At 48.9% G+C, this 24,921-nt stretch carries 19 protein-coding genes and 10 pseudogenes; 3 read left to right on the forward strand and 26 right to left on the reverse strand.

The genetic code is table 11. The features are described 5' to 3' along the window. Nucleotides 1-92: 92 nt before the first annotated feature. From L3069_RS12500 to L3069_RS27455, 8 genes and pseudogenes are all read right to left on the reverse strand, one after another. Complete coding sequence (locus L3069_RS12500) at nucleotides 93-335, reverse strand: hypothetical protein (protein WP_227022500.1); 243 nt, start codon at nucleotides 333-335, stop codon at nucleotides 93-95. 146 nt (nucleotides 336-481) lie between these two features. Beyond that, nucleotides 482-727: a hypothetical protein gene (locus L3069_RS12505; RefSeq protein ID WP_038416206.1), complete on the reverse strand. Its 246-nt coding sequence runs from the start codon at nucleotides 725-727 to the stop codon at nucleotides 482-484. A gap of 566 nt (nucleotides 728-1,293) precedes the next feature. Continuing rightward, nucleotides 1,294-1,500: a hypothetical protein gene (locus L3069_RS12515; RefSeq protein WP_100167860.1), complete on the reverse strand. Its 207-nt coding sequence runs from the start codon at nucleotides 1,498-1,500 to the stop codon at nucleotides 1,294-1,296. Nucleotides 1,501-1,881: 381 nt separating this feature from the next. Continuing rightward, nucleotides 1,882-3,228 (reverse strand): annotated as a pseudogene (locus L3069_RS12520) (RHS repeat domain-containing protein); the annotation flags it as partial. Between the two features lie 331 nt (nucleotides 3,229-3,559). After that, nucleotides 3,560-3,757, reverse strand: a complete 198-nt coding sequence (locus L3069_RS12525; RefSeq protein WP_023300305.1) for a hypothetical protein — start codon at nucleotides 3,755-3,757, stop codon at nucleotides 3,560-3,562. 15 nt (nucleotides 3,758-3,772) lie between these two features. Next, nucleotides 3,773-4,859 (reverse strand): annotated as a pseudogene (locus L3069_RS12530) (RHS repeat-associated core domain-containing protein); the annotation flags it as partial. Between the two features lie 134 nt (nucleotides 4,860-4,993). Further along, nucleotides 4,994-5,314, reverse strand: a complete 321-nt coding sequence (locus tag L3069_RS12535) for a hypothetical protein (RefSeq protein ID WP_227022518.1) — start codon at nucleotides 5,312-5,314, stop codon at nucleotides 4,994-4,996. A 5-nt stretch (nucleotides 5,315-5,319) separates the two neighbouring features. Next, nucleotides 5,320-6,478, reverse strand: a pseudogene (locus L3069_RS27455) (RHS repeat domain-containing protein); the annotation flags it as partial. On the opposite strand from L3069_RS27455, the pseudogene L3069_RS12545 reads away from it, so the two are divergent. After that, nucleotides 6,477-6,725: pseudogene (locus L3069_RS12545) on the forward strand (DUF933 domain-containing protein); the annotation flags it as partial. The pseudogenes L3069_RS27455 and L3069_RS12545 sit on opposite strands and share 2 nt — an antisense overlap. Before the next feature lie 427 nt (nucleotides 6,726-7,152). On the opposite strand, the gene L3069_RS12550 reads toward L3069_RS12545, so the two are convergent. Together L3069_RS12550 and L3069_RS12555 are read right to left on the reverse strand one after the other, a co-directional pair. Continuing rightward, nucleotides 7,153-7,632 carry a hypothetical protein gene (locus L3069_RS12550; protein ID WP_094948303.1) on the reverse strand — a complete coding sequence of 160 codons (480 nt, stop codon included), beginning with the start codon at nucleotides 7,630-7,632 and terminating at the stop codon, nucleotides 7,153-7,155. Next, nucleotides 7,629-8,762 (reverse strand): annotated as a pseudogene (locus L3069_RS12555) (RHS repeat domain-containing protein); the annotation flags it as partial. The gene L3069_RS12550 and the pseudogene L3069_RS12555, both read right to left, overlap by 4 nt. 7 nt (nucleotides 8,763-8,769) lie before the next feature. Between L3069_RS12555 and L3069_RS12560 the strand changes: the two are divergent. Further along, a pseudogene (locus L3069_RS12560) lies at nucleotides 8,770-9,158 on the forward strand (DUF933 domain-containing protein); the annotation flags it as partial. Between the two features lie 59 nt (nucleotides 9,159-9,217). Here L3069_RS12560 and L3069_RS12565 read toward each other — a convergent pair. The 3 genes and pseudogenes from L3069_RS12565 to L3069_RS27460 form a co-directional block, all read right to left on the reverse strand. After that, nucleotides 9,218-9,466 carry a hypothetical protein gene (locus tag L3069_RS12565; protein ID WP_198924011.1) on the reverse strand — a complete coding sequence of 83 codons (249 nt, stop codon included), beginning with the start codon at nucleotides 9,464-9,466 and terminating at the stop codon, nucleotides 9,218-9,220. A gap of 241 nt (nucleotides 9,467-9,707) precedes the next feature. Next, nucleotides 9,708-10,496 (reverse strand): macro domain-containing protein, encoded by a 789-nt coding sequence (locus L3069_RS12570; RefSeq protein ID WP_071881496.1) that lies wholly within the window; start codon nucleotides 10,494-10,496, stop codon nucleotides 9,708-9,710. 153 nt (nucleotides 10,497-10,649) lie between these two features. Further along, nucleotides 10,650-10,808 (reverse strand): annotated as a pseudogene (locus tag L3069_RS27460) (RHS repeat protein); the annotation flags it as partial. Between L3069_RS27460 and L3069_RS12575 the strand changes: the two are divergent. After that, nucleotides 10,795-11,202 (forward strand): annotated as a pseudogene (locus tag L3069_RS12575) (DUF933 domain-containing protein); the annotation flags it as partial. The pseudogenes L3069_RS27460 and L3069_RS12575 overlap by 14 nt on opposite strands. Before the next feature lie 32 nt (nucleotides 11,203-11,234). Here L3069_RS12575 and comJ read toward each other — a convergent pair. The 13 genes and pseudogenes from comJ to L3069_RS12640 form a co-directional block, all read right to left on the reverse strand. Beyond that, a complete protein-coding gene (gene comJ / locus L3069_RS12580) occupies nucleotides 11,235-11,717 on the reverse strand; it encodes a competence protein ComJ (protein ID WP_038416216.1) in 483 nt (160 codons plus the stop codon). Nucleotides 11,718-11,881: 164 nt separating this feature from the next. Continuing rightward, nucleotides 11,882-12,433 (reverse strand): hypothetical protein, encoded by a 552-nt coding sequence (locus L3069_RS12585; protein WP_022651387.1) that lies wholly within the window; start codon nucleotides 12,431-12,433, stop codon nucleotides 11,882-11,884. A gap of 71 nt (nucleotides 12,434-12,504) precedes the next feature. Continuing rightward, entirely contained in the window at nucleotides 12,505-12,981 is a 477-nt protein-coding gene (locus tag L3069_RS12590) for a hypothetical protein (RefSeq protein ID WP_032628402.1), read from the reverse strand. Between the two features lies 1 nt (nucleotide 12,982). Further along, nucleotides 12,983-14,341, reverse strand: a pseudogene (locus L3069_RS12595) (RHS repeat domain-containing protein); the annotation flags it as partial. 32 nt (nucleotides 14,342-14,373) lie between these two features. Further along, a pseudogene (locus tag L3069_RS12600) lies at nucleotides 14,374-14,650 on the reverse strand (YciI family protein). A gap of 116 nt (nucleotides 14,651-14,766) precedes the next feature. Further along, nucleotides 14,767-15,132, reverse strand: a complete 366-nt coding sequence (locus L3069_RS12605) for a hypothetical protein (protein ID WP_038416218.1) — start codon at nucleotides 15,130-15,132, stop codon at nucleotides 14,767-14,769. Between the two features lie 16 nt (nucleotides 15,133-15,148). After that, the gene (locus L3069_RS12610) at nucleotides 15,149-15,529 is read right to left on the reverse strand and encodes a hypothetical protein (protein WP_023300298.1); all 381 of its coding nucleotides are present in this window, start codon (nucleotides 15,527-15,529) and stop codon (nucleotides 15,149-15,151) included. A gap of 176 nt (nucleotides 15,530-15,705) precedes the next feature. After that, nucleotides 15,706-16,110 (reverse strand): hypothetical protein, encoded by a 405-nt coding sequence (locus L3069_RS12615; RefSeq protein WP_023300299.1) that lies wholly within the window; start codon nucleotides 16,108-16,110, stop codon nucleotides 15,706-15,708. After that, nucleotides 16,107-20,468: an RHS repeat-associated core domain-containing protein gene (locus L3069_RS12620; RefSeq protein WP_165771747.1), complete on the reverse strand. Its 4,362-nt coding sequence runs from the start codon at nucleotides 20,466-20,468 to the stop codon at nucleotides 16,107-16,109. Before L3069_RS12620 ends, L3069_RS12615 begins: the two co-directional genes overlap by 4 nt. A 3-nt stretch (nucleotides 20,469-20,471) precedes the next feature. Beyond that, nucleotides 20,472-20,912, reverse strand: a complete 441-nt coding sequence (locus L3069_RS12625; RefSeq protein ID WP_038416219.1) for a DcrB-related protein — start codon at nucleotides 20,910-20,912, stop codon at nucleotides 20,472-20,474. 207 nt (nucleotides 20,913-21,119) lie between these two features. After that, nucleotides 21,120-21,626, reverse strand: a complete 507-nt coding sequence (locus tag L3069_RS12630) for a hypothetical protein (RefSeq protein ID WP_223861961.1) — start codon at nucleotides 21,624-21,626, stop codon at nucleotides 21,120-21,122. Between the two features lies 1 nt (nucleotide 21,627). Continuing rightward, nucleotides 21,628-24,210: a type VI secretion system Vgr family protein gene (locus L3069_RS12635; protein WP_038416220.1), complete on the reverse strand. Its 2,583-nt coding sequence runs from the start codon at nucleotides 24,208-24,210 to the stop codon at nucleotides 21,628-21,630. 64 nt (nucleotides 24,211-24,274) lie between these two features. Further along, nucleotides 24,275-24,712 (reverse strand): hypothetical protein, encoded by a 438-nt coding sequence (locus tag L3069_RS12640; RefSeq protein WP_225303296.1) that lies wholly within the window; start codon nucleotides 24,710-24,712, stop codon nucleotides 24,275-24,277. Nucleotides 24,713-24,921 lie beyond the last annotated feature (209 nt).

The raw sequence follows: 24,921 nt of genomic DNA on the forward strand, positions 1-24,921 counted from the left end.
AATCAGACAAACTTTTTACTGATTCATTTAGTATGTGAATATTAGTTCGAGCATTCCAATCATTTAATGCTTTATAGTATTGACTGTTTTTATCAACAAGATGAAGCATAAAAGGAAAACCATAGCACTGGGCGTATAGTAACTTGAAATTCTTTATCGGAAAACACTGCTGAGTCAACAAGGTAGTGATTTGGCATGGTTTTCTTAACGGCTTTGTGCTTTACTAATTCGCGGTATAAATCACACTTACAAAAGCCTTCTTCAGTATCAATTTCCAAAGGCAGATCATCAAGATTTAGTTCACCTGTAATCGGTTTAAATTTTAATTCAATCATTTTGTCCTGATTTACTTTTTATTGTCTGACAAGATCTTAATAATATAATCGACTCAACATGAGAACATCCATATGAGGAGCATTTTCCGCGTACAAATTATATTTATTATAACCATTTACAATGACACCCGCATAACAATAAAGTCTTATTGCCAGTGGTGCAATAAGTCAATCCACATTTCTTTTTCCTCAGCGTTAATTTTTATGCCATCTCTACTTTGTTTTACATACTGCATGTACGTTTCATAAATTGCTCTTATTATCACCGTTTTTTCAGTGCGAGATCCTTCAATCAAAGTCATTAGTTTTTCTAAATAAATTGATGAATCCACTCTTTCGTTGAAAAAAAACCTGAGATAATCGAGTACTTCATTATATGAATCGTAATTCATGATAGGCATCCCTGATTTCATACACTGGTTTGTTTGGCACATCCAATTCTGGAGATACTCGGATATCTGCGTCTCGCTTTCCAGCAGTAGCTTACGCAGGCTCCGTTCGCCCCTTCCCAGCGCTTCTGCCCTTCGATATCCATTATCCGCTCTGGCGTGCCGTTGGGCTGGCAGTGGAACCAGAAGATCTCTGGGGCATTAACGTCGTCAGCATGTGCCAACGGGTCATCACTGTCTGGTCGCAGTATACTTAGGTCATCGGCACGTCCCCGTGCACCTCCTGCAGCAGGCGGTTATGGGTAATTTTCTCAATCGCCCTTCGAACGGATTATCATCAGCGGCGAACAGGTTTTGGATAAAGTTAAAAGAAGGAAATCAGCATAATGCGTGATATATAAAATAAAATCTGTAATTAATATATTTCTAATGTCCCTCATAGGGGAGGGTAAGGATTGGGACGAGTCAAGAGTCATTTACCCTTCCCCATGCATCAACCTACTCACCTCCCATAAAAAAACAAACATAATAAACAACCTGAAAAAATCAATTCCCCGTATAACTATTAGTTAGCAAAAATAAAAGTAAATATCACGTATCAAATCTCCATCCGCTTCATCATCGGTTCTTGTTTTGACTTTATTAAAGTCAGCTAAAATACCTTTCACTGGCACATCAGGCTTTGATATGTCATCATAAAATGCTTCCTGTTGACTTTCCCGAACATATTCTTTTATTAAAAAAACAAGATTCTTTCGTAACTTTTCCACTGTCATTCATTTTACTCCTGAATTTTAATAACACATTCGAAAAAAACAGATTACCTCCTGACACCGATGGTAATAGCTTAACCTTAGCAAAATAATACGGGATATTAAGTAAAAACCCATCCAGCCATTTTTATTTAATATTTTACTGCCATATATTGAACAACTGTTTCCATATCTCCTGTTCCTCATGAGTAGGGACTCTATAATCTTGAGTCTTTCGCCTATATTCCATAAAACATGAGTCTATAGCTCGAATAGCCACCATTTTTTCTTTTCGACAATCATCTAAAATAGATTGCATATCCTGCAAACAATTAGAATCAAGAATATATTTTTGAAAAAACAGCTCCAGGAAATCTAACACTTCATTATAAGATTGTAAATTTATCATGGTTCCTCTGGCAGAATATCAATCTTGTCGAAATTAATAACTCTATTTTCAGCATGCAGCTGTTGAACATTACCTTGGCCGTATTCAGGGTATGCCTTAGTAAACGGTTCAAGTGGCGCTCCTGGTCTATCGCCGAACATTCTCGGGGTTCGCACTTGCGGAACACCATTTTCATATAATTGAAGCGTATCAAACTCAGCTCTAAGACGTCCATCACTCCATGATTTATCCAAAGGATCAAGTGGATTCGATTTATCTGCTCCTTTGATCTGGAATGCATCTCTTACTGTGCGGCCGGAGTCTAATTTATCAAAACCAAAATAAGTGACTGGTGCGGATTTGGATTCAAATGTTTTAGGCACCCATGCATTAATAGTACCGTCATCCTCAAGATACCTCATATAGCGATAGGCTGTAGAAGGCATTGTAGCGCTTGGCCCCGCTGGACCGACGTAGAAATGAGGTTTCGTTTTACCGCTACACTCACGGCTTAACCCCCACGGATCCACCCACCCCAGCGCATTCGGCGCATACTGGTAAAGGTTTATCCCCCCCGCCAGCCCTATTGGGTCCTGCTGCGTAAACCGTCCGCAGTCCGGGTCATAATACCGGAACAGATTGTAGTGCAGCCCTGTCTCACGGTCCAGGTATTGCCCCTGCATGCGCAGGTTCTGGGAATATCCTGATACCTGCGTCTCGCTTTCCCGCAGCAGTTTGCCCCAGGCGCTGTTCACCCCTTCCCAGCGCACCTGCCCTTCGATATCCGTCATCCGCTCCGGTGTGCCGTTGGGCTGACAGTGGAACCAGAAGATTTCCGGGGCATCAACACCGTCAATACGTGCCAGCGGATCGTAGCTGTCCTGATCGCTGTAGACGTAGGTCAGCGGCTCATCCCCGTGCACTTCCTGCAACAGCCGGAACCCTTCCCAGACAAACCGGGTGGTGACCGGCCTGCCGGTTGGCTGGCCGCCCAGCATCTGGCGGCGCGTTTTGCTGATGCGTCGCCCGAGCGGATCGTAGCGGAAGCTGACCTCCGTCTGCGGTCTGTTGCGGTCCCGTGGCTGGCTGATGACCTCCGTCAGGCGGTGCTCGCCGTCGTAGCGGTAGTGCCAGCGGGTCTGGCCGTTATCCTTCTCCATGGTGCGTTCGTGGACGTCATAGCGCCAGCGAATGCCGTTCAGCTGCGTCAGGCGGTTGTGCGTGACCTTCTCAGCAGAGCCTTCGTGCGGGTTACCGGTAGTATCCCAGCGGTGCAACCAAGAGCACTGAGAATTACCGGTAACTATATCCCGGCGATGCAGGCGGCCAAGACGGTCATATTCGCTGCGGGTAGACAGCCCCCCTGCGTGCGCCTAGAGCAAGGGCTTATACGTGCTCAAGCTATAATGTATAAGGACTCCACGCCGACAAGGATAAGCAAGGCATGAAAGTAGCGGGCAAGATGGTTGTGGAAGGGGAAAATTACTTCTTACAGATTTCTATGAGATAATTTTTTATTTAACTTTTAATCGCTTTGAACAAAAAACGCCCCCCATGCGTGTTTTTAGTTCTCTATTATAATTGGCTAAAGTTAACTTTTACAAAGAACCTCATTGAGCGACTTATTTTGGTTTGTAGTAAAAAACCATCCTTATTACTGATCGACAGGTAATTATTAAAAATGAGGCCAATAATTTAGCTTTTCTTTTTTTCAATGGCTATTAAAACCTCATAAGCATCCTTTTCACTCATTTGAACTTTTTTGGCCTCATCAATGCTCAATTCTTCTTCCTCTTCTTTCATAACTATCCCCCCTGAATAAAACCTAATAAAAAAACGCCCTTCTCTTTCGATAAGGATTACTCCATAATTATTAAATATTATTTTATCCATTGCGCCTCCTTTTTTTTAATTTTTCAACGGTGTGATCTTTAATTGATTTAGCGGAGTAGGATCTATGGCCGTCTCTGGGATACCACCTGAAGTATATCCTCCCGGCAACCAAAATTCATTTGCTCCTCGTTCATTTCCTGTTGGCATTCTTAAACCTGTCGGATTATTAATATCAACTCTTAAAGGAGCGTCTCCGAGATCACCTGCATTTAACCCTAACAATCTTTCAAGCTTTGGAATGTTCCCACCCGAACGTCTAATTAAGTCATCAGCAACGGTCCTTGGCATAACAAAGTGGCCTCCTGGAGGACCTAAATGACTAAATTCAGGATTAATACCCCAAACGAACTTAGTAACCCCTCCCTTGAATAGTTCTAAATGCCTACTAATTTTTCCTGCATCGAGGTATGTCGCCGGATTAGGGAAATCTGGCTTTGAAATTCCATGAGTAGCTCGGTAGGCCCGTGCAGCATGACCTCTTGTAGCAAAAGCACCTCGAGTTTTGCTCTGGAAATCATTCCAGCTATTTCTGCACGATAACCCCCACGGATCCACCCACCCCAGCGCATTCGGCGCATACTGGTAAAGGTTTATCCCCCCCGCCAGCCCTATCGGGTCCTGCTGCGTAAACCGTCCGCAGTCCGGGTCATAATAACGGAACAGATTGTAGTGCAGCCCTGTCTCGCGATCCAGGTATTGCCCCTGCATCCGCAGGTTCTGGGAATATCCTGATACCTGCGTCTCGCTTTCCCGCAGCAGTTTGCCCCAGGCGCTGTTCACCCCTTCTCAGCGCACCTGCCCTTCGCTATCCGTCATCCGCTCCGGCGTGCCGTTGGGCTGACAGTGGAACCAGAAGATTTCCGGGGCATCAACGCCGTCAATTCGCGCCAGCGGATCGTAGCTGTCCTGATCGCTGTAGACATAGGTCAGCGGCACATCCCCGTGCACTTCCTGCAACAGCCGGAACCCTTCCCAGACAAACCGGGTGATGCCAGTGAGTCTGACAGTTAACCATCACCACGATGCGGCCGTGGATATCATAACGCCAGCGAATGCCGTTCAGCTGCGTCAGGCGGTTATGGATAATATTCTCAATCCCCCCTTAGAGCAGGTTCTACTAAGCGGCAAGCGGATGGCGAATAAAATCAAGGGAGGGGAATCAGGCGAAATGCGTGGCATATAAAATAAAATCCATAAATACCTAGGATATATTTTACATCTTTTATTTTTGGAGGGTTACCTTTCCTCTATATGGTACGTATCTTTATCACTCCAATATATAATCTTATAAATGCCGAAATTTATGCCTTGATCTTTGTAATATTCCATCACTTCTGATGGATACCAACCATTCCCATATAAAAAAAGAGCACCCTCGCTAATTAGAATTCTAATAATTCTCTGCTTATCCAGATCATCGCTTACAGGCCTAACCATAAACTCATCTAATAATGAAAAACCTAATACCTGCATTTTTTTAATAAAATGCTGACCAAAAGCCCGGGTTTTTATAAGGTTCCCAGCTATATCAATAACAATAATCGCTTCATTTGGCATCTTATTCAATTTACATTCACCCTTATAGCTACTGGAGTTGATGTTGGTACGGAATTTATCACCATTTCTGGAGCCCCACCAGGTAAATGTTGACCCGGACCTAAGAAATAATCATTACCACTTAATGGACTTCGTGGCTGCATATTAGAGATTCCGCCAATCTTTCTGATATTAAATCCTTCACTTAGTGAACCTGGATATAACCCCATATCTTTTTCAATTATTAAGGAAAGAGACTTAGATATAGTTACATCTCCGTCTTCAATGCCATTGAAATATTTCAACGCTCCTTTTTTGTCCGTAATGAATGTACCATCGCGACCAATTGCAGGATATTGGTCCCAACTTTTTGGACTAATATTATATCCTACATCATCCTTTAGCATTTTCGCTTGTCGCGCTCTTGCGCTTTTAACCTTACATAATCCAAGCGGGTCAATGTACTTGAGCGCATTCGGCGCATACTGGTAAAGATTTATCCCCCCCGCCAGCCCTATCGGGTCCTGCTGCGTAAACCGTCCGCAGTCCGGGTCGTAATACCGGAACAGATTGTAGTGCAGCCCTGTCTCGCGATCCAGGTATTGCCCCTGCATACGCAGGTTCTGGGAATATCCTGATACCTGCGTTTCGCTTTCCCGCAGCAGTTTGCCCCAGGCGCTGTTCACACCTTCCCAGCGCACCTGCCCTTCGCTATCCGTCATCCGCTCCGGCGTGCCGTTGGGCTGACAGTGGAACCAGAAGATTTCCGGGGCATCAACGCCGTCAATACGCGCCAGCGGATCGTAGCTGTCCTGATCGCTGTAGACGTAGGTCAGCGGCACATCCCCGTGCACTTCCTGCAACAGCCGGAACCCTTCCCAGACAAACCGGGTGGTGACCGGCTTGCCGGTTGGCTGGCCGCCCAGCATCTGGCGGCGCGTTTTGCTGATGCGTCGCCCGAGCGGATCGTAGCGGAAGCTGACCTCCGTCAGGCGGTCTGTTGCGGTCCCGCGGCTGGCTGATGACCTCCGTCAGGCGGTGCTCGCCGTCGTAGCGGTAGTGCCAGCGGGTCTGGCCGTTATCCTTCTCCACGGTGCGGCCATGGATGTCATAACGCCAGCGAATGCCGTTGAGCTGCGACCGGCGGTTGTGCGGGATCTTCTCAGCAAAATCTTCGAGCGGTGAAGATTCTGTAGTGGTGGCGGTTTGCGCCGCGGTTGAATCCGATATCGCTGAAATGAACGACACCGATCGTGAAGATTTAATGGCCGAGCCGGGTCTGGAAGAGCCGGGCCTGAACCGCGTGATCCGCGCGGGCTATGAGCTGCTGAATCTGCAAATCTACTTCACTGCTGGCGTAAAAGAAGTGCGTGCATGGACCATCCCTGTCGGTGCGACTGCGCCTCAGGCGGCCGGTAAGATCCACACCGACTAAATCATAGGGTAATTGCGTCCTATCCCTAGCAGCTGTAATGTTCCACCATTAATTTATTCAAGATATGCACTTGAAAAGTTGCAACAGTGCAGCGGGCACGCTCGTTAGAGCTCTACACAGTTTAACAGAAGATGTCATAGTTCCAGCGAATGCTTGCGCTGGGCTTTTTATCAAGTAATAATCCGTAGTATAAATCCTAATTCATACTGGGGCGTTTTATTTTCGAAGGCTCCAATCTGTGGAATCAGCTACACGGATTTCATTAAGAATGAGATCTAGAGGAACGTGTGCAATTATTTACCCCTCATTAACTACACTGAATCGACCACCTGTGGACGTGGTACACCATTGATATGTTTATGCGTATCGATTATTAAAAAAGAAAAGATCAAAAAACAGTCAACATGCGATACTTATTTGATAGTTAATTCCATGTTATATAGATACCGCAATTGAATGATTTAATGTCATAGCAGACAGTAATATCACCCCATTCCAAACGCCATGTTACACTATGTTTTTCTTTTGCATCTGGTTCTCCAAGATCATATTCCTCTGCTACCCAACGATATAAGAAATCAACTTCTTTGTTTAGCATATCAATGTTAGAAACTTTATTCCAATCACTTATTGCCTGATAATACTCACCCTCTTTATAAATTAATTGCACCATAAATGGAAAATTGCTAAAGCATAATGGGCGTATTATAAGCTCAAATTTCTTATCAAACCAAAGAACGGTATTAACGGTATAATGATAAGGAATTAATCTTTGCATTTTATTTTTTGATTCAAGATATTTGTAAAGTTCAGAAACTATAAACGTATCCTCCCGTTGTATGAAAAGATATTTATTATCTAACTTAACTTTGCCATCTGCGATGTTAATTTCAAAATCAATCATATGCTTCTAACCTTCCCCGGTATCAGTAGATTTCTAAATTCCTCAGGGATAAAGAATTGCATCCCTCCCCCTCGGCCATAAATGTTATTAGCCAATGCTCTTCCATATGCGACATCAATATCCTCGCTGACATAATAAGCTCTTACTTGCGTTCTTAATGTACGATGAGGATCAATTTTAACCTGAAGCGCTTCATGGTAGCCTATAGCATTTCCTTTGTTTTGCCTAACGGTTGGATAAGTCACCGCATATGATGGAGGAGTATCACCGTTCGGATATAATGCATACAAAATCGTGCCTTTTTTCAGTTTCCTATTTTTGTAGACATCTATACCTTTGTAATCACCTTGACCTTGCCATTTCGTAGCTTCTTTAGATGGATCCTTACATTTACGGCTCAACCCCCACGGATCCACCCACCCCAGCGCGTTCGGCGCATACTGGTAAAGGTTAATCCCCCCCGCCAGCCCTATCGGGTCCTGCTGCGTAAATCGTCCGCAGTCCGGGTCGTAATACCGGAACAGATTGTAGTGCAGCCCTGTCTCACGATCCAGGTATTGGCCCTGCATGCGCAGGTTCTGGGAATATCCTGATACCTTCGTCTCGCTTTCCCGTAGCAGCTTGCCCCAGGCGCTGTTCACCCCTTCCCAGCGCACCTGCCCTTCGCTATCCGTCATCCGCTCCGGCGTGCCGTTGGGCTGACAGTGGAACCAGAAGATTTCCGGGGCATCAACGCCGTCAATACGTGCCAGCGGATCGTAGCTGTCCTGATCGCTGTAGACGTAGGTCAGCGGCACGTCCCCGTGCACCTCCTGCAACAGCCGGAACCCTTCCCAGACAAACCGCGTGGTGACCGGCTTGCCGGTTGGCTGCCCGCCCAGCATCTGGCGGCGCGTTTTGCTGATGCGTCGCCCGAGCGGGTCATAGCGGAAGCTGACCTGCGTCTGCGGCCTGTTGCGGTCCCGCGGCTGGCTGATGACCTCCGTCAGGCGGTGCTCGCCGTCGTAGCGGTAGTGCCATCGGGTCTGGCCGTTATCCTTCTCCACGGTGCGGCCATGGATGTCATAGCGCCAGCGAATGCCATTCAGCTGCGTCAGGCGGTTGTGCGTGACCTTCTCAGCAGACTCTTCAGGCGATAAAGGTTCTGTAGTGGTAGCGTTTTGGAACGCGGTTGAATCCGATATCGCTGAAATGAACGACGCCGATCGTGAAAATTTCATGGCCGAGCAGGGTCTGAACCGCGTGATCCGCGCGGGCCATGAGATGCTCAGCCTGCAAACCTACTTCACCGCGGGCGTAAAAGAAGTGCGTGGACCATCCCTGTGGGTGCGACTGCGCCTCAGGCGGCTGGTAAGATCCACACCGACTTCGAGAAAGGCTTCATTCGTGCGCAGACTATCGCGTTTGAAGACTTCATAACCTACAAGGGTGAGCAAGGCGCGAAAGAAGCAGGCAAGATGCGTGCGGAAGGGAAAGATTACATCGTTAAAGATGGCGACGTGATGAACTTCTTGTTTAATGTTTGATTTGTTTTGAATTAAAAAAATCCACGCTTTGGCGTGGATTTTTTTATAGAGTAACGAACTTATCCCCTTTTGCGCAGATAGAACTCCAGATATTTTTTAGGTCTATCCTGAAACGCACGCTCTTTGCTGTAGTTATAAGCATCGTTAAAATATTTATACGCTTCCTCGAATTGATTCAACTCATAACAGACCATGCCGAGATCGATTAAGGGTGCAGTGTCTATATCCGATCCACGTGTCCGTAATGTCGTCTCTCCCCATTTCTCTGCCTCAGCGTAATCCGCGAGATCAAAATATGCGCTGTACATGCAAGCAGAGATCCAGTTGGCGAGCTCCCATTGGAGCTTTGGCTCAGGAAGAGCTTGCCAGGCTTTTTGGTATTGCTCTAAAGCCTCGACGTATTTTTTATCATCGTGAAACTCGTTTCCTTGTCCAATAGTATATTATTATAGATATTATCATACTTAAGTTCTTGCCCTTTTAAATAAAAAGCCTTGCCTAAGAAACCGCCAGAAATACCATAATATATGGTTAAATTTTTATTTAAAATTATAAAGTTATTACATTGCAATCAATCATTTTATAGCAAATATTTTTTAGTATTAATGACTCTATGACATTCCAATCACCACCACCGAGGCCAGCTCCTATCCTTGGCATTTGTATAGAAAGGCGATTAACTAAAGCAAAGTCAGATAATTTTTCAAGACAAACTTTCAGAGAGTCATAACATACGTATTGTTTTTTGTCGTTGATATTTTTCTTTATACCATCCTGCGCATACATATTCGCAATAAATATCTTCTCCTGAGCATCAACCATAACAAAATCAACCACCCCTAATTCTGGGAAGTTATTTTCTTTGAAGCTACTAAGATAGCTTTTTTTTGCCGCAGGATATTTATTTGAAAGGGACAGAACAAAACCTTTACCCCACTTCCCTTTATTATTCACAATATGAGCAATAACTGTGGATTTTTTCAAAGGTTCCACAGCATCTCCAGACAAGTATTTTATTCGCTTTTTTTCTTGCAATGAACCCGTTGATGTTTGCCAGAAAACTTCAAATTCCTCATTTGAAATTTCTTCGGCGTCACTTAAGTCCAGGTCGCTTTTCTTACCATCATACAGCAGGAAGCCAACTTTTTCTTTTTTATCTAGCAAAGAGGAAGAAGCATAATAATTTCCATCTATAATATTTATTTGTCGCGTGGCTACCTCTCCTATGAACTCATTGAGAATAGTCCCTTCACCTGCAATAAAATCAACACTTCCTTTATAATATTTTTTCACCTCAACCACAACTCCTCCCACTTTTAACAATTCTTTTAGAGACAACGAGATCTTTTGTGTTTAAGATCAAAAATGTATTTTTCCGGGGTTCAATTACATCTAAGCCAGTTACATCTAATTTTACCTGTAACGCTTGATGATAACCCAAAGGATCACCTCTATATTGATTGACTGTTGGGAATGTCACAATGTATGAGGGTAACGGAAGCTGACCTGCGTCCGCGGCCTGTTACGGTCCCGCAGCTGGCTGATGACCTCCGTCAGGTGATGTTCACCGTCATAACGGTAGTGCCAGCGAATGACGTTCAGCTGCGTCAGACGGTTGTGCGTGACCTTCTCAGCAGAGTCTTCAAGCGGTAAAGGTTCTGTAGAGGTAGCGGTTTACGCCGCGGTTGAATCCGATATCGCTGAAATCATCGACGGCGACCATAAAGAGTTCATGGCCGAGCGGGGGCAGAACTGCGTGATCCGCGCGGGCTATGAGCTGCTCAGCCTGCAAACCTACTTCACCGCGGGCGTGCAAGAAGTGAACGCGTGAATCATCCCTGTCGGTGCGACTGCGCCTCACGCGGCCGGTAAGATCCACACCGACTTTGAGAAGGGCTTCATTCGTGCGCAGACTATCGCGTTTTAAGACTTTATCACCTGCAAGGGTGAGCAAGGCGCGAAAGAAGCAGGCAAGATGCGTACGGAAGGGAAAGATTACTTCGTTAACGAGGTTCATGTGGTGAACTTCTTGTTTAACGTATGATTTTTTTTCATTCGATTTAGTTATTATTAACTTTAAAAAAAACCCTCTTTTAGAGGATTGTATTTTTTCCCTCCCCAAGGGTCGTCTAATAAAAACTTAGCAGGGATTGCTTCTTTTTCAGGCACAAGAGTAAAATTATAATAAATCTCGTCCCCTTCACAAACCTCATAAAAGAGCGAATAAATCTTGCCGGTTACGTTAATGCTTACATCAAATTTCTCTGTCGCAGATACGATCTGGATCTTACTTTTATCCGTAATAAAAAATGGAACAACAATGCAGCGTTGTGCATTTTGATCTAATTTAAAAGCATTATCTATTTTGATATTGACGTTTGCTCCAAATGCGTCCTCTGGTAATGGATCGAATACAACATAATCCTTGTGTAAAACAGCGCCTTGAGAAACATTACCTTTTCCCCACTGACTCAGCTTTTCGTCATAGTCTCTGGATCGTAACAATATTTGACTATGTGAAATTAGCAGATCTACTGTTTGCATGATCTTATCACTCATTATATTCCCTAGACTTTTATTCTTGTTCCATATGATTGTTATGGAAAAACATTACCAATACTCGAACCTGCAACAAAATTACTGCTTTTAGATATCAGTTATAAGTTGTGCCGTGCCGTTGGATTGGCAATGGACCCAGAAGATATATGAAGCATCAACACTATCTACACGCGCCAGCAAATCGTAGTTGTCCTGACCACTTTCGTCGACGTAGGTGAACAGCACATCCCCGTGCGCTTCCCCCAGTAGGCAGTCATTCCCAGACACACCGGGTGGTGATGGCTTGCCGGTTGGCTGTCCGCCCAGCTTCTGGCGTCGCGTTTTACTGATGCGGCGACCGAGCGGATCGTAGCGGAAGCTGACCTGCGTCTGCGGTTTGTTGCGGTTCCTCGGGTTTGGCCGTTATCCTTCTCTACAGTGCAAGCATGGGTATTATAACGCCAGCGAATATCATTCAGCTGCGCCAGGCGGTTGTGCGTAATGTTCTCAACAGAACCTTCGAGCGGGTTAGCGGCTGCATCCCAGACCCCCTGCTCCTCTCCGGCCAGCGTGCCGTCCTGAACCAGGAGACGCCCGGCACTGTCTGTCGTACTGCCAGCGGTACCATTTGAACGGGTTATCGTCCCGCTCTTCGCGCACCAAGTTATTGCGGTAGTAGTAATCCCAGCGGCGCTGCGACGGGCGCTGGGTATTTTACTTACGACAGTGGATGTCATGACTCCAGAGAATGCTTACCTAGGGTTTTATGTAAAGTAAATAATCCGAGGGATCAACCCTAACCCACACTTCAGCGTTTTATTTTTTGTGGGTTCCAATCAGAGTAATCAGCAACACGGATTTCATTAAGAACAAGATCTAGTGGAACATGTGCAATGCTATCTGCAATTTCATCATATGGCGCTGGCAACTCGAATGAAAAACCAAAGTCGTCATTTATAATAATACAGCCATTAAATATACGCTGTTTGTAAGTCAACCCTATTATTTCCCCCATCGTTTGGCCTGTTTGTAATATTTTATTATACCTCCCCTTATAGTTTACGTTACAACCAATAGAAATGATCGTTCCATCTTCAAGGGTAGCGATTGTCATTGTGTCATCTACAATATATGCAAGCCTTTTCTTATCATCAGGCAAGAAATAATCAAAGTAAGTTACCTTATAGCCAGCATATAACTCGCTTATGTACTTACTGATATTATCCCCCAAAAAAACGTTACCTAGTGCTCTTCCTGATAAAATATCAGCATTAAAATCAATCATTTTATACCCCCCCATTAAGTAAAACTCCGTCAACATAAACAGGTGAATCGGTTATTAAATCATAATTTTTAAACTCTCCATGACCAATTCTCCCATATACTACATCAGCACCATCAACTTCGCGATAAACTTTCCAGTAATCATTACCATGAATATTAGGTTGAGTTGGAGTCCCTCCGGGATGATAATCTAATTTGTACGTAGTAACTGATTTTGTTGTTTTGACATATTGAATATGTTGGATAGCTCCTGGTTTATTGGCTTGTGGATATGTTCTCGTCCAACCTTTGGATGTCAAAATATTATGAACATCAGCGGGTTTTTTCCCTGTTAATCTATCCACCCATCTTTGTGTTATACGATCCTTTTGAGAAAAACCACATTTTAACCCCCACGGATCCACCCACCCCAGCGCGTTCGGCGCATACTGGTAAAGGTTAATCCCCCCCGCCAGCCCTATCGGGTCCTGCTGCGTAAACCTTCTGCAATCCGGGTCGTAATACCGGAACAGATTGTAGTGCAGCCCTGTCTCACGGTTCAGGTATTGCCCCTGCATCCGCAGATTCTGGGAATACCCAGATACCTGCGTCTCGCTTTCCCGCAGCAGTTTGCCCCAGGCGCTGTTCACCCCTTCCCAGCGCACCTGCCCTTCGCTATCCGTCATCCGCTCCGGCGTGCCGTTGGGCTGACAGTGGAACCAGAAGATTTCCGGGGCATCAACGCCGTCAACACGCGCCAGCGGGTCGTAGCTGTCCTGATCGCTGTAGACGTAGGTCAGCAGCACATCCCCGCACATTTCCTGTAACAGCCGTAACCGTTCCCGGACAAACCGCGTGGCGACCAGCTTACCGGTTGGCAGGCCGTCAGGCATCTGGCGGTGCGTATTGCTGATGCGGCGGCCCAGTGGATCGTAGCGGAAGCTGACCTGCGTCTGCGGCTTGTTGCGATCCCGAGGCTGGCTGATGACTTCCGTCAGGCGATGTTCGCCGTCGTAGCGGTAGTGCCAGCGGGTCTGGCCGTTATCCTTCTCCACGGTGCGGCCATGGATGTCATAGCACCAGCGAATGCCGTTCAGTTGCGTCAGGCGGTTGTGCGTGACCTTCTCAGCAGAGCCTTCAAGCGGGTTACCGGCAGCATCCCAGCGCCACTGCTCCTGGCCAGGCAGCGTGCCGTCCTGAACGAGCATGCGCCCGGCGCTGTCGTACTGCCAGCGGTACCAGCTGAACGGGTTATCGTCCCGCTCTTCGCGCACCAGGTTATTGCGGTAGTCATAATCCCTGCGGCGGGACCAGCGGCGCGGCGACGGGCGCTCGGCGTTGCCAGTAAAGACGTCCCGGCGATGCAGTCGCCCAAGACGGTCATTAACGTTTGATTGGTTTTTTTATTGCGGGGTTAAAACACATTTTCTAATAGTTCTGTTTTCATACTGGGTTCAAAGAGAATGATGTCGGCAGTCGCAAGCTTTAATGCCTGAAAAGGAACCTCACGCAAGCGTTCTTCGAGAGAGACCAGACTCTCACATTTAGCGAGTATGACTCCACCGGTTCTTGGGCTCCGTCTACCCAATGCCAGAAATATCCCCTCTGAATAACCTTTTAAGTCACTCCACATGAGCAGGTATCACTGCGTCAATCTCTTCGAGTGGTTTGATATAGGTTAAAATGACAATCTAAACCGTGCTCATCCTTTGCCTCTTAACTCTGTTTTTTAAACTGCTTGTTGGTACTGCTGTACAGTCCCTCTTTTGCCAACAGTTATTGTTATCGTTTTTTGGCGCTTTTGATGTTAATACGCAGGGCCCAATTGAGACAAAGCATTATGCTTCATATCCCAGGAATAAAACCAGTCATGCCAGCCGTTTTCCTTTTCCGCATAGCTACAGACCACAACCACTTGCTTTGACAGGTTGAAAGTTAAGTAACAGAAAGCTGCGCCTTCAGGAGGTGCTGACCAAAATAGTTTTTCGCCCTGCGGATTGAAGATGGTCAAAACGGTTGATAGTGGCTTTGGCTCGCTTAACGCAAAGACTAACTGACGTGTTGAGTCGACCAGTGCATAGTCTAAAAATGGCATACTAACCAGTATGTTACTTTCACCACACGCCCATTGAAGCAGGTCATTTTCTTTAATACAAATGAGATTTTCAATCATTGGTAAACCTCAACTTTTAAAGTTTGATCTGTTTCAAATCACCTTCAAAAAGCCCCACAAGATATACCCGATATCGGGCTGGCTGCACTTCTTTATACGTTAATACAGCAGAAAACTCTTTCAAACACTTTGAACAAATGTTTTTCGAAGCGTCTAATTGGCTTTCATCGTAGTTATATTTATTATATTCACTAACAAGCTTCACGCATCTCATTTTCTTAACCAAAAAGCATTTTACCTCTTCAGAGAGCGTGTCAAACTCATATGAGTTTACTATGGAATAGACTATTACGCCTTCGCATTCAGGGCATGCTATTTCTGCGCCATAATTTATAAAGTCATTATCTATACCATCCAGGACCAATAACTTCCTCTTCAGCTGATTAGTTATTTTCATTTTTCATCAAAACCTTAATTAAAACGCAACAAATCAGAATTAATTATAGATATAATGAATAGAGGTGATGTTTTAATTGGATAGATAATTCAAAGATGAACGCGAGCACAAATACATGCCAGAATGCTATGCATGCACACGCCGGGGAAATTGTATGCAATCAAAATTAAAACTGACTAATCATCTTCTATATCAGGGGGTGGTGTCGTAATACCAAGTATTTCTCGGCCAAATCGAATTTCCTCTGCAGTTTTCTTTTTAAGTTTAAGGATAATAACACCCAGTAAAGTATTATTATTTTCATCTGAATAAATCTTGAACGAGTACAACTTACTTCGGATATTAATTACGAATACATTTTCCTTTTCAAAATTTTCAAGGGCAATGATTAAATCATCAAGACCATTAACTTTCAACCCTGTAAATTTAGTATTTTCTTTATGCGCTTTCATTATTCTCAATTCATTTTGAGTACTACTTATAAATGATGCACATTGAAGATTATTCTTTTCATTTAGATAAGAACGAAACTCATCCGGTATTTTTTCTCGTGCATACTCAATAAGTTTATCATTTATCATGGTAGGAATACCTCCACATCGCCACTTCGAATTCCTTTAAGTAAGATTTCGCGTTCCATCCATTCATCAAAAGAATACTCCCACGACCAAGAATCGCCAGGCTTAGGAGCACCAACTTTGACTCTCAATATGACCCCATCAGGCCCTGCGAAGCCTCTAGCTACATCTGGACTATCTGTCCACGAAGTATAGGGGCTGATGCTGGATACCCCTCCGAAGTTATGTTGCTCCGGAGTTATTGATGAATGAACATCCCCAGGAATTACCTTACCATTAAGTGCATTTTCCCATTCGGGATGGTCTTTATGTATACCCCTGTAATTATATTGCCCAGGTTCCGCATCAGGTAGATGTTTATCGGGCTTACAAGGCGACAACCCCCACGGATCCACCCACCCCAGCGCATTCGGCGCATACTGGTAAAGGTTTATCCCCCCCGCCAGCCCTATCGGGTCCTGCTGCGTAAACCGTCCGCAGTCCGGGTCGTAATACCGGAACAGATTGTAGTGCAGCCCTGTCTCGCGGTCCAGGTATTGCCCCTGCATGCGCAGGTTCTGGGAATATCCTGATACCTGCGTTTCGCTTTCCCGCAGCAGTTTGCCCCAGGCGCTGTTCACCCCTTCCCAGCGCACCTGCCCTTCGATATCCGTCATCCGCTCCGGTGTGCCGTTGGGCTGACAGTGGAACCAGAAGATTTCCGGGGCATCAACGCCGTCAATTCGCGCCAGCGGATCGTAGCTGTCCTGATCGCTGTAGACATAGGTCAGCGGCACATCCCCGTGCACTTCCTGCAACAGGCGGAACCCTTCCCAGACAAACCGCGTGGTGACAGGCTTACCGGTTGGCTGGCCGCCCAGCATCTGGCGGCGCGTTTTGCTGATGCGTCGCCCGAGCGGGTCATAGCGGAAGCTGACCTCCGTCTGCGGTCTGTTGCGGTCCCGCGGCTGGCTGATGACCTCCGTCAGGCGGTGCTCGCCGTCGTAGCGGTAGTGCCAGCGGGTCTGGCCGTTATCCTTCTCCACGGTGCGGCCATGGATGTCATAACGCCAGCGAATGCCGTTGAGCTGCGTCAGACGGTTGTGCGTGACTTTCTCAGCAGCCCCCTCAAGCGGGTTACCGGCCGCATCCCAGCGCCACTGCTCCTGGCCGGGCAGCGTGCCGTCCTGAACGAGCAGGCGCCCTGCGCTGTCGTACTGCCAGCGGTACCAGCTGAACGGGTTATCGTCCCGCTCTTCGCGGACAAGATTATTGCGGTAGTCGTAATCCCAGCGGCGGGACCAGCGGCGCGGCGACGGGCGCTGGGCATTGCCGGTAAAAACGTCCCGGCGATGCAGTCGGCCAAGACGGTCGTATTCGCTGCGGGTGGTCAGCAGCCCCTGGGTACGGCTGGTTTCACGATGGAGTTCGTCGCGGGTAAAGTCGGAGACCGACAGCTTATCAAGGGCAATGCTGAGCAGATGTCCGCTGCCGTAGTAGAACTGCTTCAGCTCGCGGCCATCGGGCAGCGTGACGGAGGTGCGGTTACCGAGGGCGTCATACTCCCACGCCAGCTCTCCGTGTTCGCCCGTTTCGCGCGTGACGCGTCCAATCGCGTCATACTCAAACACAAGCTCCTGCTCGGCTTCGGCGCTCCAGGCATCGGCTGAAAGCGTAGGATGCAGCCCAATCCGGCTCAGAAGGCCGGACGGGGTGTAATGGTAGCGGGTCTGCCCTTCCGGCGTGGTGCGGGCGACCAGCTGGCCGCTCGCGCTCCAGGCGAAGGCATGGGTAATGGCCTCCGGATGTCCAGCGGCAAAGGTGCGCGCTATCGTACGCCCGCAGGCGTCGTAGCGATACTGCGAGGCCACGCCATCCAGCCCCACCTCTTCCAGCAGCAGCGAGTCCGCACCCCAGCGGAACTGGTACGCTTCGCCGTTTTCGTTTTCCAGGGCAATCAGACGCCCGCGGCTGTCCCAGCGGCGACGCACCTCTTCACCCTGCGTATTACGGGTGGCGGTTAAGCGCCCTGCCTCGTCGTATCTGAACTCGCTCTCTTTCCCGTCGGCGCCCGCATGCTTCACCGGCAGGCCACGCGCGTTCCATTTGAGCGACTCGGTCCAGCCTTCCGGACGGTCGAGCTGCACCGGACGCCCCGCGGCGTCGTAGCGGTAACGCGTCTCTTCGCCGTCGGCGCTTATCTCAGCCACCAGCCAGCCCAGCGGATGATAACGGTATTGTGTCACACGGCCCGAACAGTCCGTAACACGCACCATCTGCCCGGCCTCGTTGTACTCCTGGTAGCGGCTGTTGCCGGCGGCATCAACTTCTTCCACGACCTGACCAAACTCGTCCCGACGAAGCAGCGTGGTCTGCCCCATCGGATCCACCACGCACTTCAACCCGTGATGTTCGTCATACAGGAAACGGGTGGCGCTACCGTCGGCTTCGATGATGGAGGCCGGAAGCGCACGGTGCTCCAGCCAGGTGGTGGTGCGGGTATTGCCGTCGGCGTCGATCTCCTGCACCCGGTTACCCATGTCGTCATAGACGAAGGTAACGGCATTACCGAGCGGATCGATGCGGCGCGTGAGGAGTTCGTTGTCATCCCACTCGTAGCGCCAGTTCTCACCGCGCTCGTCAACGTAGCGAACAATCAGGTTTTGCGCGTTCCAGTAATGCTTTCGCGTCTGACCGTCGTAGTGATCGACGTTCGTCAGCCCGGCGGCTAGATCATAGCTAAAGCGACAGCCGTCGCCGGTGCTGGTGCGGTTTTCCACCACGCGCCAGTGGTCGAATTTTTGCCAGCGGTATTCACTCTCCAGACCGCCCGGCAGACGGTGCCAGACCATCAGGCCATCATCGTTATAACGGTATTCACGGGTTACCACGCCGGAGGCATCCGTTGCGCTGGCCAGCTGGCCGCGCGCGTCATACCCCCACTGCATCAGCGGCCATGTCTGGTTGCCGTCAAAATGGCTCGCCGAGGTAACGCGCTGCGGGAAACGTTCATTTTCATAACGCAGAGTGACGTCGATCGCTCGCGGCTCATCGTGCAGACCGACCAGCCGCCCGTGTTCATCCCACGCCGTCAGCAGTGCGTTGCCGTATTCGTCGCTGAGGGAGGCCAGGCGCAGGATTGAGGAGTTCGCCCGGGTTGGTTTATACAGACGCCACACCGCGCCGTCATCGTCGGCAATCGCCACGTCGCCGCTCTCATTGCGGCGGATGATAATGCCTTCGCTGATGCTGTAAAACGCGCGGTCGACCGGCGGCAGTTCAAAGCTCAGCTCGCGCCCGGTTTCATCGAACCAGGTGGCGTTGTTTTCTTCCAGCGTCAGATAGCTGTCAAAGGTGGTCGCCCAGCCCAGACCAAACAGCCCTTCGCGGGTGGTCAGGCTGTTGTAGCTGCGCTGCCAGCGCAGCGGGAAGCGCCCCGGCAGCGAGAAATCGAGTTCGTCGTCGTCATTCAGCACCTTCACACCGGTAGCGGCGTGAACCGGGTGCGAGGAGCCGAACACGGCGTTGACGGCCATATCGGCCAGCATCCCGCCACCGGCAGCAGCCAGCGCGCAGGGCATGTTTTTCAGGATCTTGCCCGGACGCCCGCGCAGCAGGGAGAGCGCAATCATCCCCAGCGCCAGGCCCGGCGTTTTGCCGCTTTTAATATCGCGGACCGTGAGGGTGTCGCCGCCGATGATCACGTTCGGGGAGACGTCGTCGGAAACGGTGCCTTCGCAGGTGGTGCGATCTTTTGCACGCACCGCGGGCTGCCCGTTGATAAAGACGCTTTTCGAGCCTTCCGCCAGATACTGCGGCCCGGAGTGTTTCTCGCACGCCACCTTGTCTTCTTCCAGCGGCGAGGTCCCGGCAGCGGCAGAGGCCACGCTCGGCTGCCACATTTCGCTGCCGAACTGTCCGGCAGCGGCAAGCAGCATGCCCGCGTAATCGGCAAAGCTGCCCGGCGACTGCGGCTCAGGGGAAGGGGTATCGGCGGGCGTCAGCGTGCCTGCCGCGCGCGCGGCGGGGATTGCGTTGGTGAGAACGTTATTTGAACCGGTGGTGATCTTACCCGCAGGCGACGGCGGAAAAAGCGCGTTGCCCAGCCCTTCAGCAGCATTGCTGATATCGTCGGTGATCCCCGCGACGTTCGCCAGAACCCCACCAATAATGCCGCTCAACAGACAGCTGGATCCAATTGCCGCCACGCCTGCCGCTGCGGCCCCGGCTCCCAGCAGTGGGGCCGCGACGGTCGCTGCCGCGCCCACCGCCGCGCCAATCACCGCATAGGCAGCGCCTTCCGCCACAATGCTGGTAATATCAGCAAAAATGCTGGAGTGAATAATCTCGTCGCCCTTACGGGCCGCGTTGTTATCGCTCATGCCTTACACATTCCGGTTGTCGTTTAGCGTCAGACTCTGCTTCAGTGCGCTCCAGCGCGCCTCGTCCTCTTCCGTAAAGGCTTTTAAGGCCGAGAGGGTAAAAATCATCAGTACCGGTTTGCCCGGCGTCTGCACGGCCAGCTGTTTTTGCCACAGGCGCTGGCCGTTACGGTCAAAGGTGGTCTCAACTTCCAGTCCGCTAATGTTTCCGTCTGGCCCGGCTTTTACGTGCTGAAATTCGCTCTGGGCGATCTCACCCATCTGAGAACGCAGCACATCCCACTGGCGGTGAAACTCTTGTTCGTAATTGCTGCCATCCGGGATGACGCCGCGACTGACCACTACAGATAACCCGCTTTCGTCATCGCGAATAATGTTCATGCTGTTATCCTGCCAGGCAGCAGGGAAAAGGGAAAACGAACCTTCCTGGAGGGTGTATTTCATAAGTGAACTCGGGATGATATTAGAAAAATAAGATTAAAAGCGCTAAAGTTTATACAGCCAATATTAATTACTGCTTAGCGACTCAGAGGGACAAGATCATTACAACGTTAGCACTTTCTTTTTTTTCCGCAAAAACTTTAGGGGCAGCGATATTATTGGCCGTTTGATAATTATCTTCTTTCACAGCCCGTAAAGTTGCCTCGCAACTTAATGTTCGTAGCGTGACATAACTACCCTGCTCAGGCATTCCTGATTCAAAACTGGAAAGCTAAATGCCCATGCCAGCCCGCGTTCATCGGTAGGAGTGCGATATCCAACTGATTGTCCCGGCGTGTTTCCGCGAGGGATATTAGACAATTTCAGATCTGGAAAATGAGATTTGACTTGTTCAAGAGTAATACATGGATGATTAATTACGAAAGAAATCAAAGATACGCTGTTATCGCCATTTCCCCATAAACGAACATCCACATCGCTGATCCGTGTGCCATCAGTTAACGTAAAGGGAGCTGAAGTATAACGGTCTTCTTTCTCCTGTGTATTATTAATCAGCGGTTGGTTAAACAGTTTACTGACATCCTCAACTTGTTTACCCCACACTGATTTCATTTCTTTGATCATTTGCCACAACGAATCTTGATTCATTTTATTATGCCCTGCATAGGTAAATGCTGAAAATAGTGGAAGAACAATGAGGAATGTAGCTTTAATCATCCTACTTTCCATAGAATCCTCCATAGTAATCATTATAATTTAAATTAGTCCCTGAGGCTATTTCGCCTTTACCATACACTTTTCCTATTGCTTTGGCTGCATCAATGCGAGATAACTCACCGCTCACCATTTTATCATATGCAGAATTATATGCTTTTAGGTTTTCGGCACTTCCCGCTATATCAATATCAATACCGCCGTTTGCAAGGATCTCGCGTTGTATTTTAATGTTATTCAGCGTTGCTCCACCTTCATCCATAAGCTGGCTGTTGATGAAGTTTTCCTTACTCGAAGCATCTACCGCAACAGGATAAGTTGCATGCCCTGCCTCATGTGCCAGAGTTTGCACAGTTGTGGCTGTATCCTCCATGTGTTCAGGGTCCATGACAATCAATTTGTTATTAGTATCAGCGTAACTCCCCCCTCCTGCGGCTCCCGGCTGGATAGCCCACCCTTTATCTTTTAGATCTTTTAATTGTGTCTGAAGCGTTGGTGACTTATTGATTTCCTTAACTACATCTTCACTGAAGGGCATCACATCAGAGTTGTAGGAATTATTTTGATAAACGTAACTCCCTTTTAATGGTGGAGCTGCTGCAAATTTTGTTGTTGGTTTTGGTCTGGATGCTGCTGGCGCTGAAACTGCGGGAGCCGGATTCTTAGCACTTTTATTTGGAGAAAACTTCTCCTGCACCGCCGCATCAATATCCCCTTTATGCCCCGATCCCGGTGCCGTTGTGCCCGGCTTGGTTCCCGAGGTATTCAGGTGCAGCTTACCACCCGTGGTGATATAACCATCCCCTTCCACGAAAAAGTTAAACTCTTTGCCAATCAGGTTAATTTTGCCGTTAGCGTTAAGCTCAATAGCACTCTCACCCGAGACCAGCCGCAGCTTCGTCCCGGAAGCAATGACATACTGCTCTACCGCTGCATCCAGCTTGCCTTTTCCCGTCAGGATCTCGGTTCCGCCTTTCACGGCCTGGATCTGGTTCGCTTCAACACGATGCAGCTCATTTTTCTTCACGTAATGGCTGCGCGCGCCACCAACGCTGTGCGTTTCATCATTCTTAACGCTGGTGTCCATATTACGCTCAGCCTGGATCCACACCTGCTCTGCGCCCGCCTTGTCCTCAAAGCGCAGGGCGTTGGCGTTGTCCACGGAACCGTCTTTCGTGCGGCTCATAAAGCCCATCTGCGTCGCGGCAGCCGGCAGCGCCCACGGCGGCATGCTGGCTTCGTTATACACGCGGCCGGTGATAATCGGTCGGTCCGGGTCGCCGTTGATAAAGTCCACCACCACCTCGTCGCCGACGCGCGGGATCTGCACCCCGCCGTAACCCTGGCCCGCCCATGCGCTGGAGACACGCACCCAGCAGGAGCTGGTGTCATCGCCCTTCGCCAGACGGTCCCAGTGGAACTTCACCTTCACGCGGCCATATTTGTCCGTCCAGATACTCTCCCCCTGCGGCCCCACGACTTTCGCCGTCTGCGGGCCGTAGGTCCGCGGCCACGCCGTGCTCTGCGCCGGACGGTACGACACCGACGCCGGGATAACGGTGAAATCGGTGCGGTGAATGGTTTCACCTTCGCCGCTGGCGTAGCGGTTCTCTTCGAAGTGATACCCCGCCGCCGTCACCAGATACTCGCCGTTATCGCTGAAGAATGGCGCGTTGGTCAGGGTAAAGATGTGGCCCGGCGCAATGCCCGCCGCCGTGGCCGTCGCCTGAATCTGCTGATGCTCCACCTGCCAGCGCTCCTGACGGATACGGGCGTAGAACTCCGCATGGCCTGTCTCCACAAAGCGCCCCGGCCAGTCGTACACGTCGATGCTTCCCGGTTTCGGTGACGCCGGGTTCTGCTGCGCCTGGAACAGCCACGCGTTCGGCTTGCGGAAGTCGTAGTCGTCGAGGCTGTAAATCCCCGGCGTCACGCTGTCCTCCAGCGCCCACTGGCTGATGCCCTCTTCATCCGTACTGCCGCCGGACGGCGTCTGATGGTAAGGAATGACCTCATAGCCGCTGAACGGCTGATGCTGCGTCGCGGCGTCCGTCAGTACCAGGGTGTGCTTGTCCGCCTCGTGGCTGAAGTGATACGCAATCCCCTCCAGCTCCATCAGGCGGCTGATGAAGTCCAGGCTCGACTCCTGATACTGCACGCAATAGTCCCACACCCGGTAGCTGCCGGTAAGTTTGTCTTCGAGGTTAACCTGATGCTCACCCAGCAGGGTTTTCACTATCTGTGGTACCGTCTGGCCCTGGAAAATCCGCAGGTTACGGTCGCGCTTCATCGGCCACAGGTCCGGCTCTACAGTCAGCTGGTAGACCGCATAGCGGGTGCCCGTCAGCTCCACGGCACTCACCGCCACGCGCGTCACCTTACCGTTGATATAGCGGGGAGTAAGCAGGCTCTGCGTGGGGATGGTCACCGTGACCGGCTGGCCCAGCAGCCTGCTGCGGTCAAGGCGCGCATCCGTGCCGAGCAGGGTCAGCGTCAGCGCGAACGACTCCGACATCGCCTCACGGCCGGAGAGTTTCCAGAAAAGCAGCCCCTCAACCGGGAGCTGAACGGTAATTCGGTTGAGCATAATCTTTATTCCACTATGGACTAATCTCAGTGTTCATTGAGATATTTTTTATTAAATATCGTGCTTATTTAAGCCATAAACCTGAAAACATAAGGACGCTACCCAGGGAAACCAGGCATTTTGCAACGATAAGTAAGCCAGGCGCAACGACGGGTGTTATAGACGATATTGCTTCATAATTTTTCGCATTGTATTTTTTGTGCCTTCCTATAATCCCGGAAAAGATCGTGCAGAGCAGCACAACGGTAACTTTTAGTCCCCATACGCACAGTAAAGACATGGAAAAGATAATTGAATATTGTTTCGCCGTTGCGACGGAGAATAATGACATTGACAGAGCTAACCATTTCAACGTAAAACCAATAACAACCGTAGCCACCAGCACCAGAACAAACATCAACCCGGCCAGGAACCATTGTTTTTTACTGAACAAGTCTTTTCCATTCCATATAAGCGTCTGTGTCCAAATCATAAAGAGAATAAAGAAAAGCCAATGCATCATAACATACCACATTTATACATGTTGTATCTCCAAGCATTGTCGTGTCGTCATCTCACTTCACATCACACTTCTATTCCAAACCAAACACCACAAAACATCAAAATACAGCTTAACGAAGCGAGAGATTTTGCTACCAAGCGTAATTTTTGGCCCGAACCGTTGATTGATTATACCAATGACACCATTAATTCAACCCAGCTTAATATAAT

Origin of the sequence: Enterobacter cloacae complex sp. ECL411, assembly GCF_021869665.1 — a bacterium.
GTDB lineage: Bacteria > Pseudomonadota > Gammaproteobacteria > Enterobacterales > Enterobacteriaceae > Enterobacter > Enterobacter intestinihominis.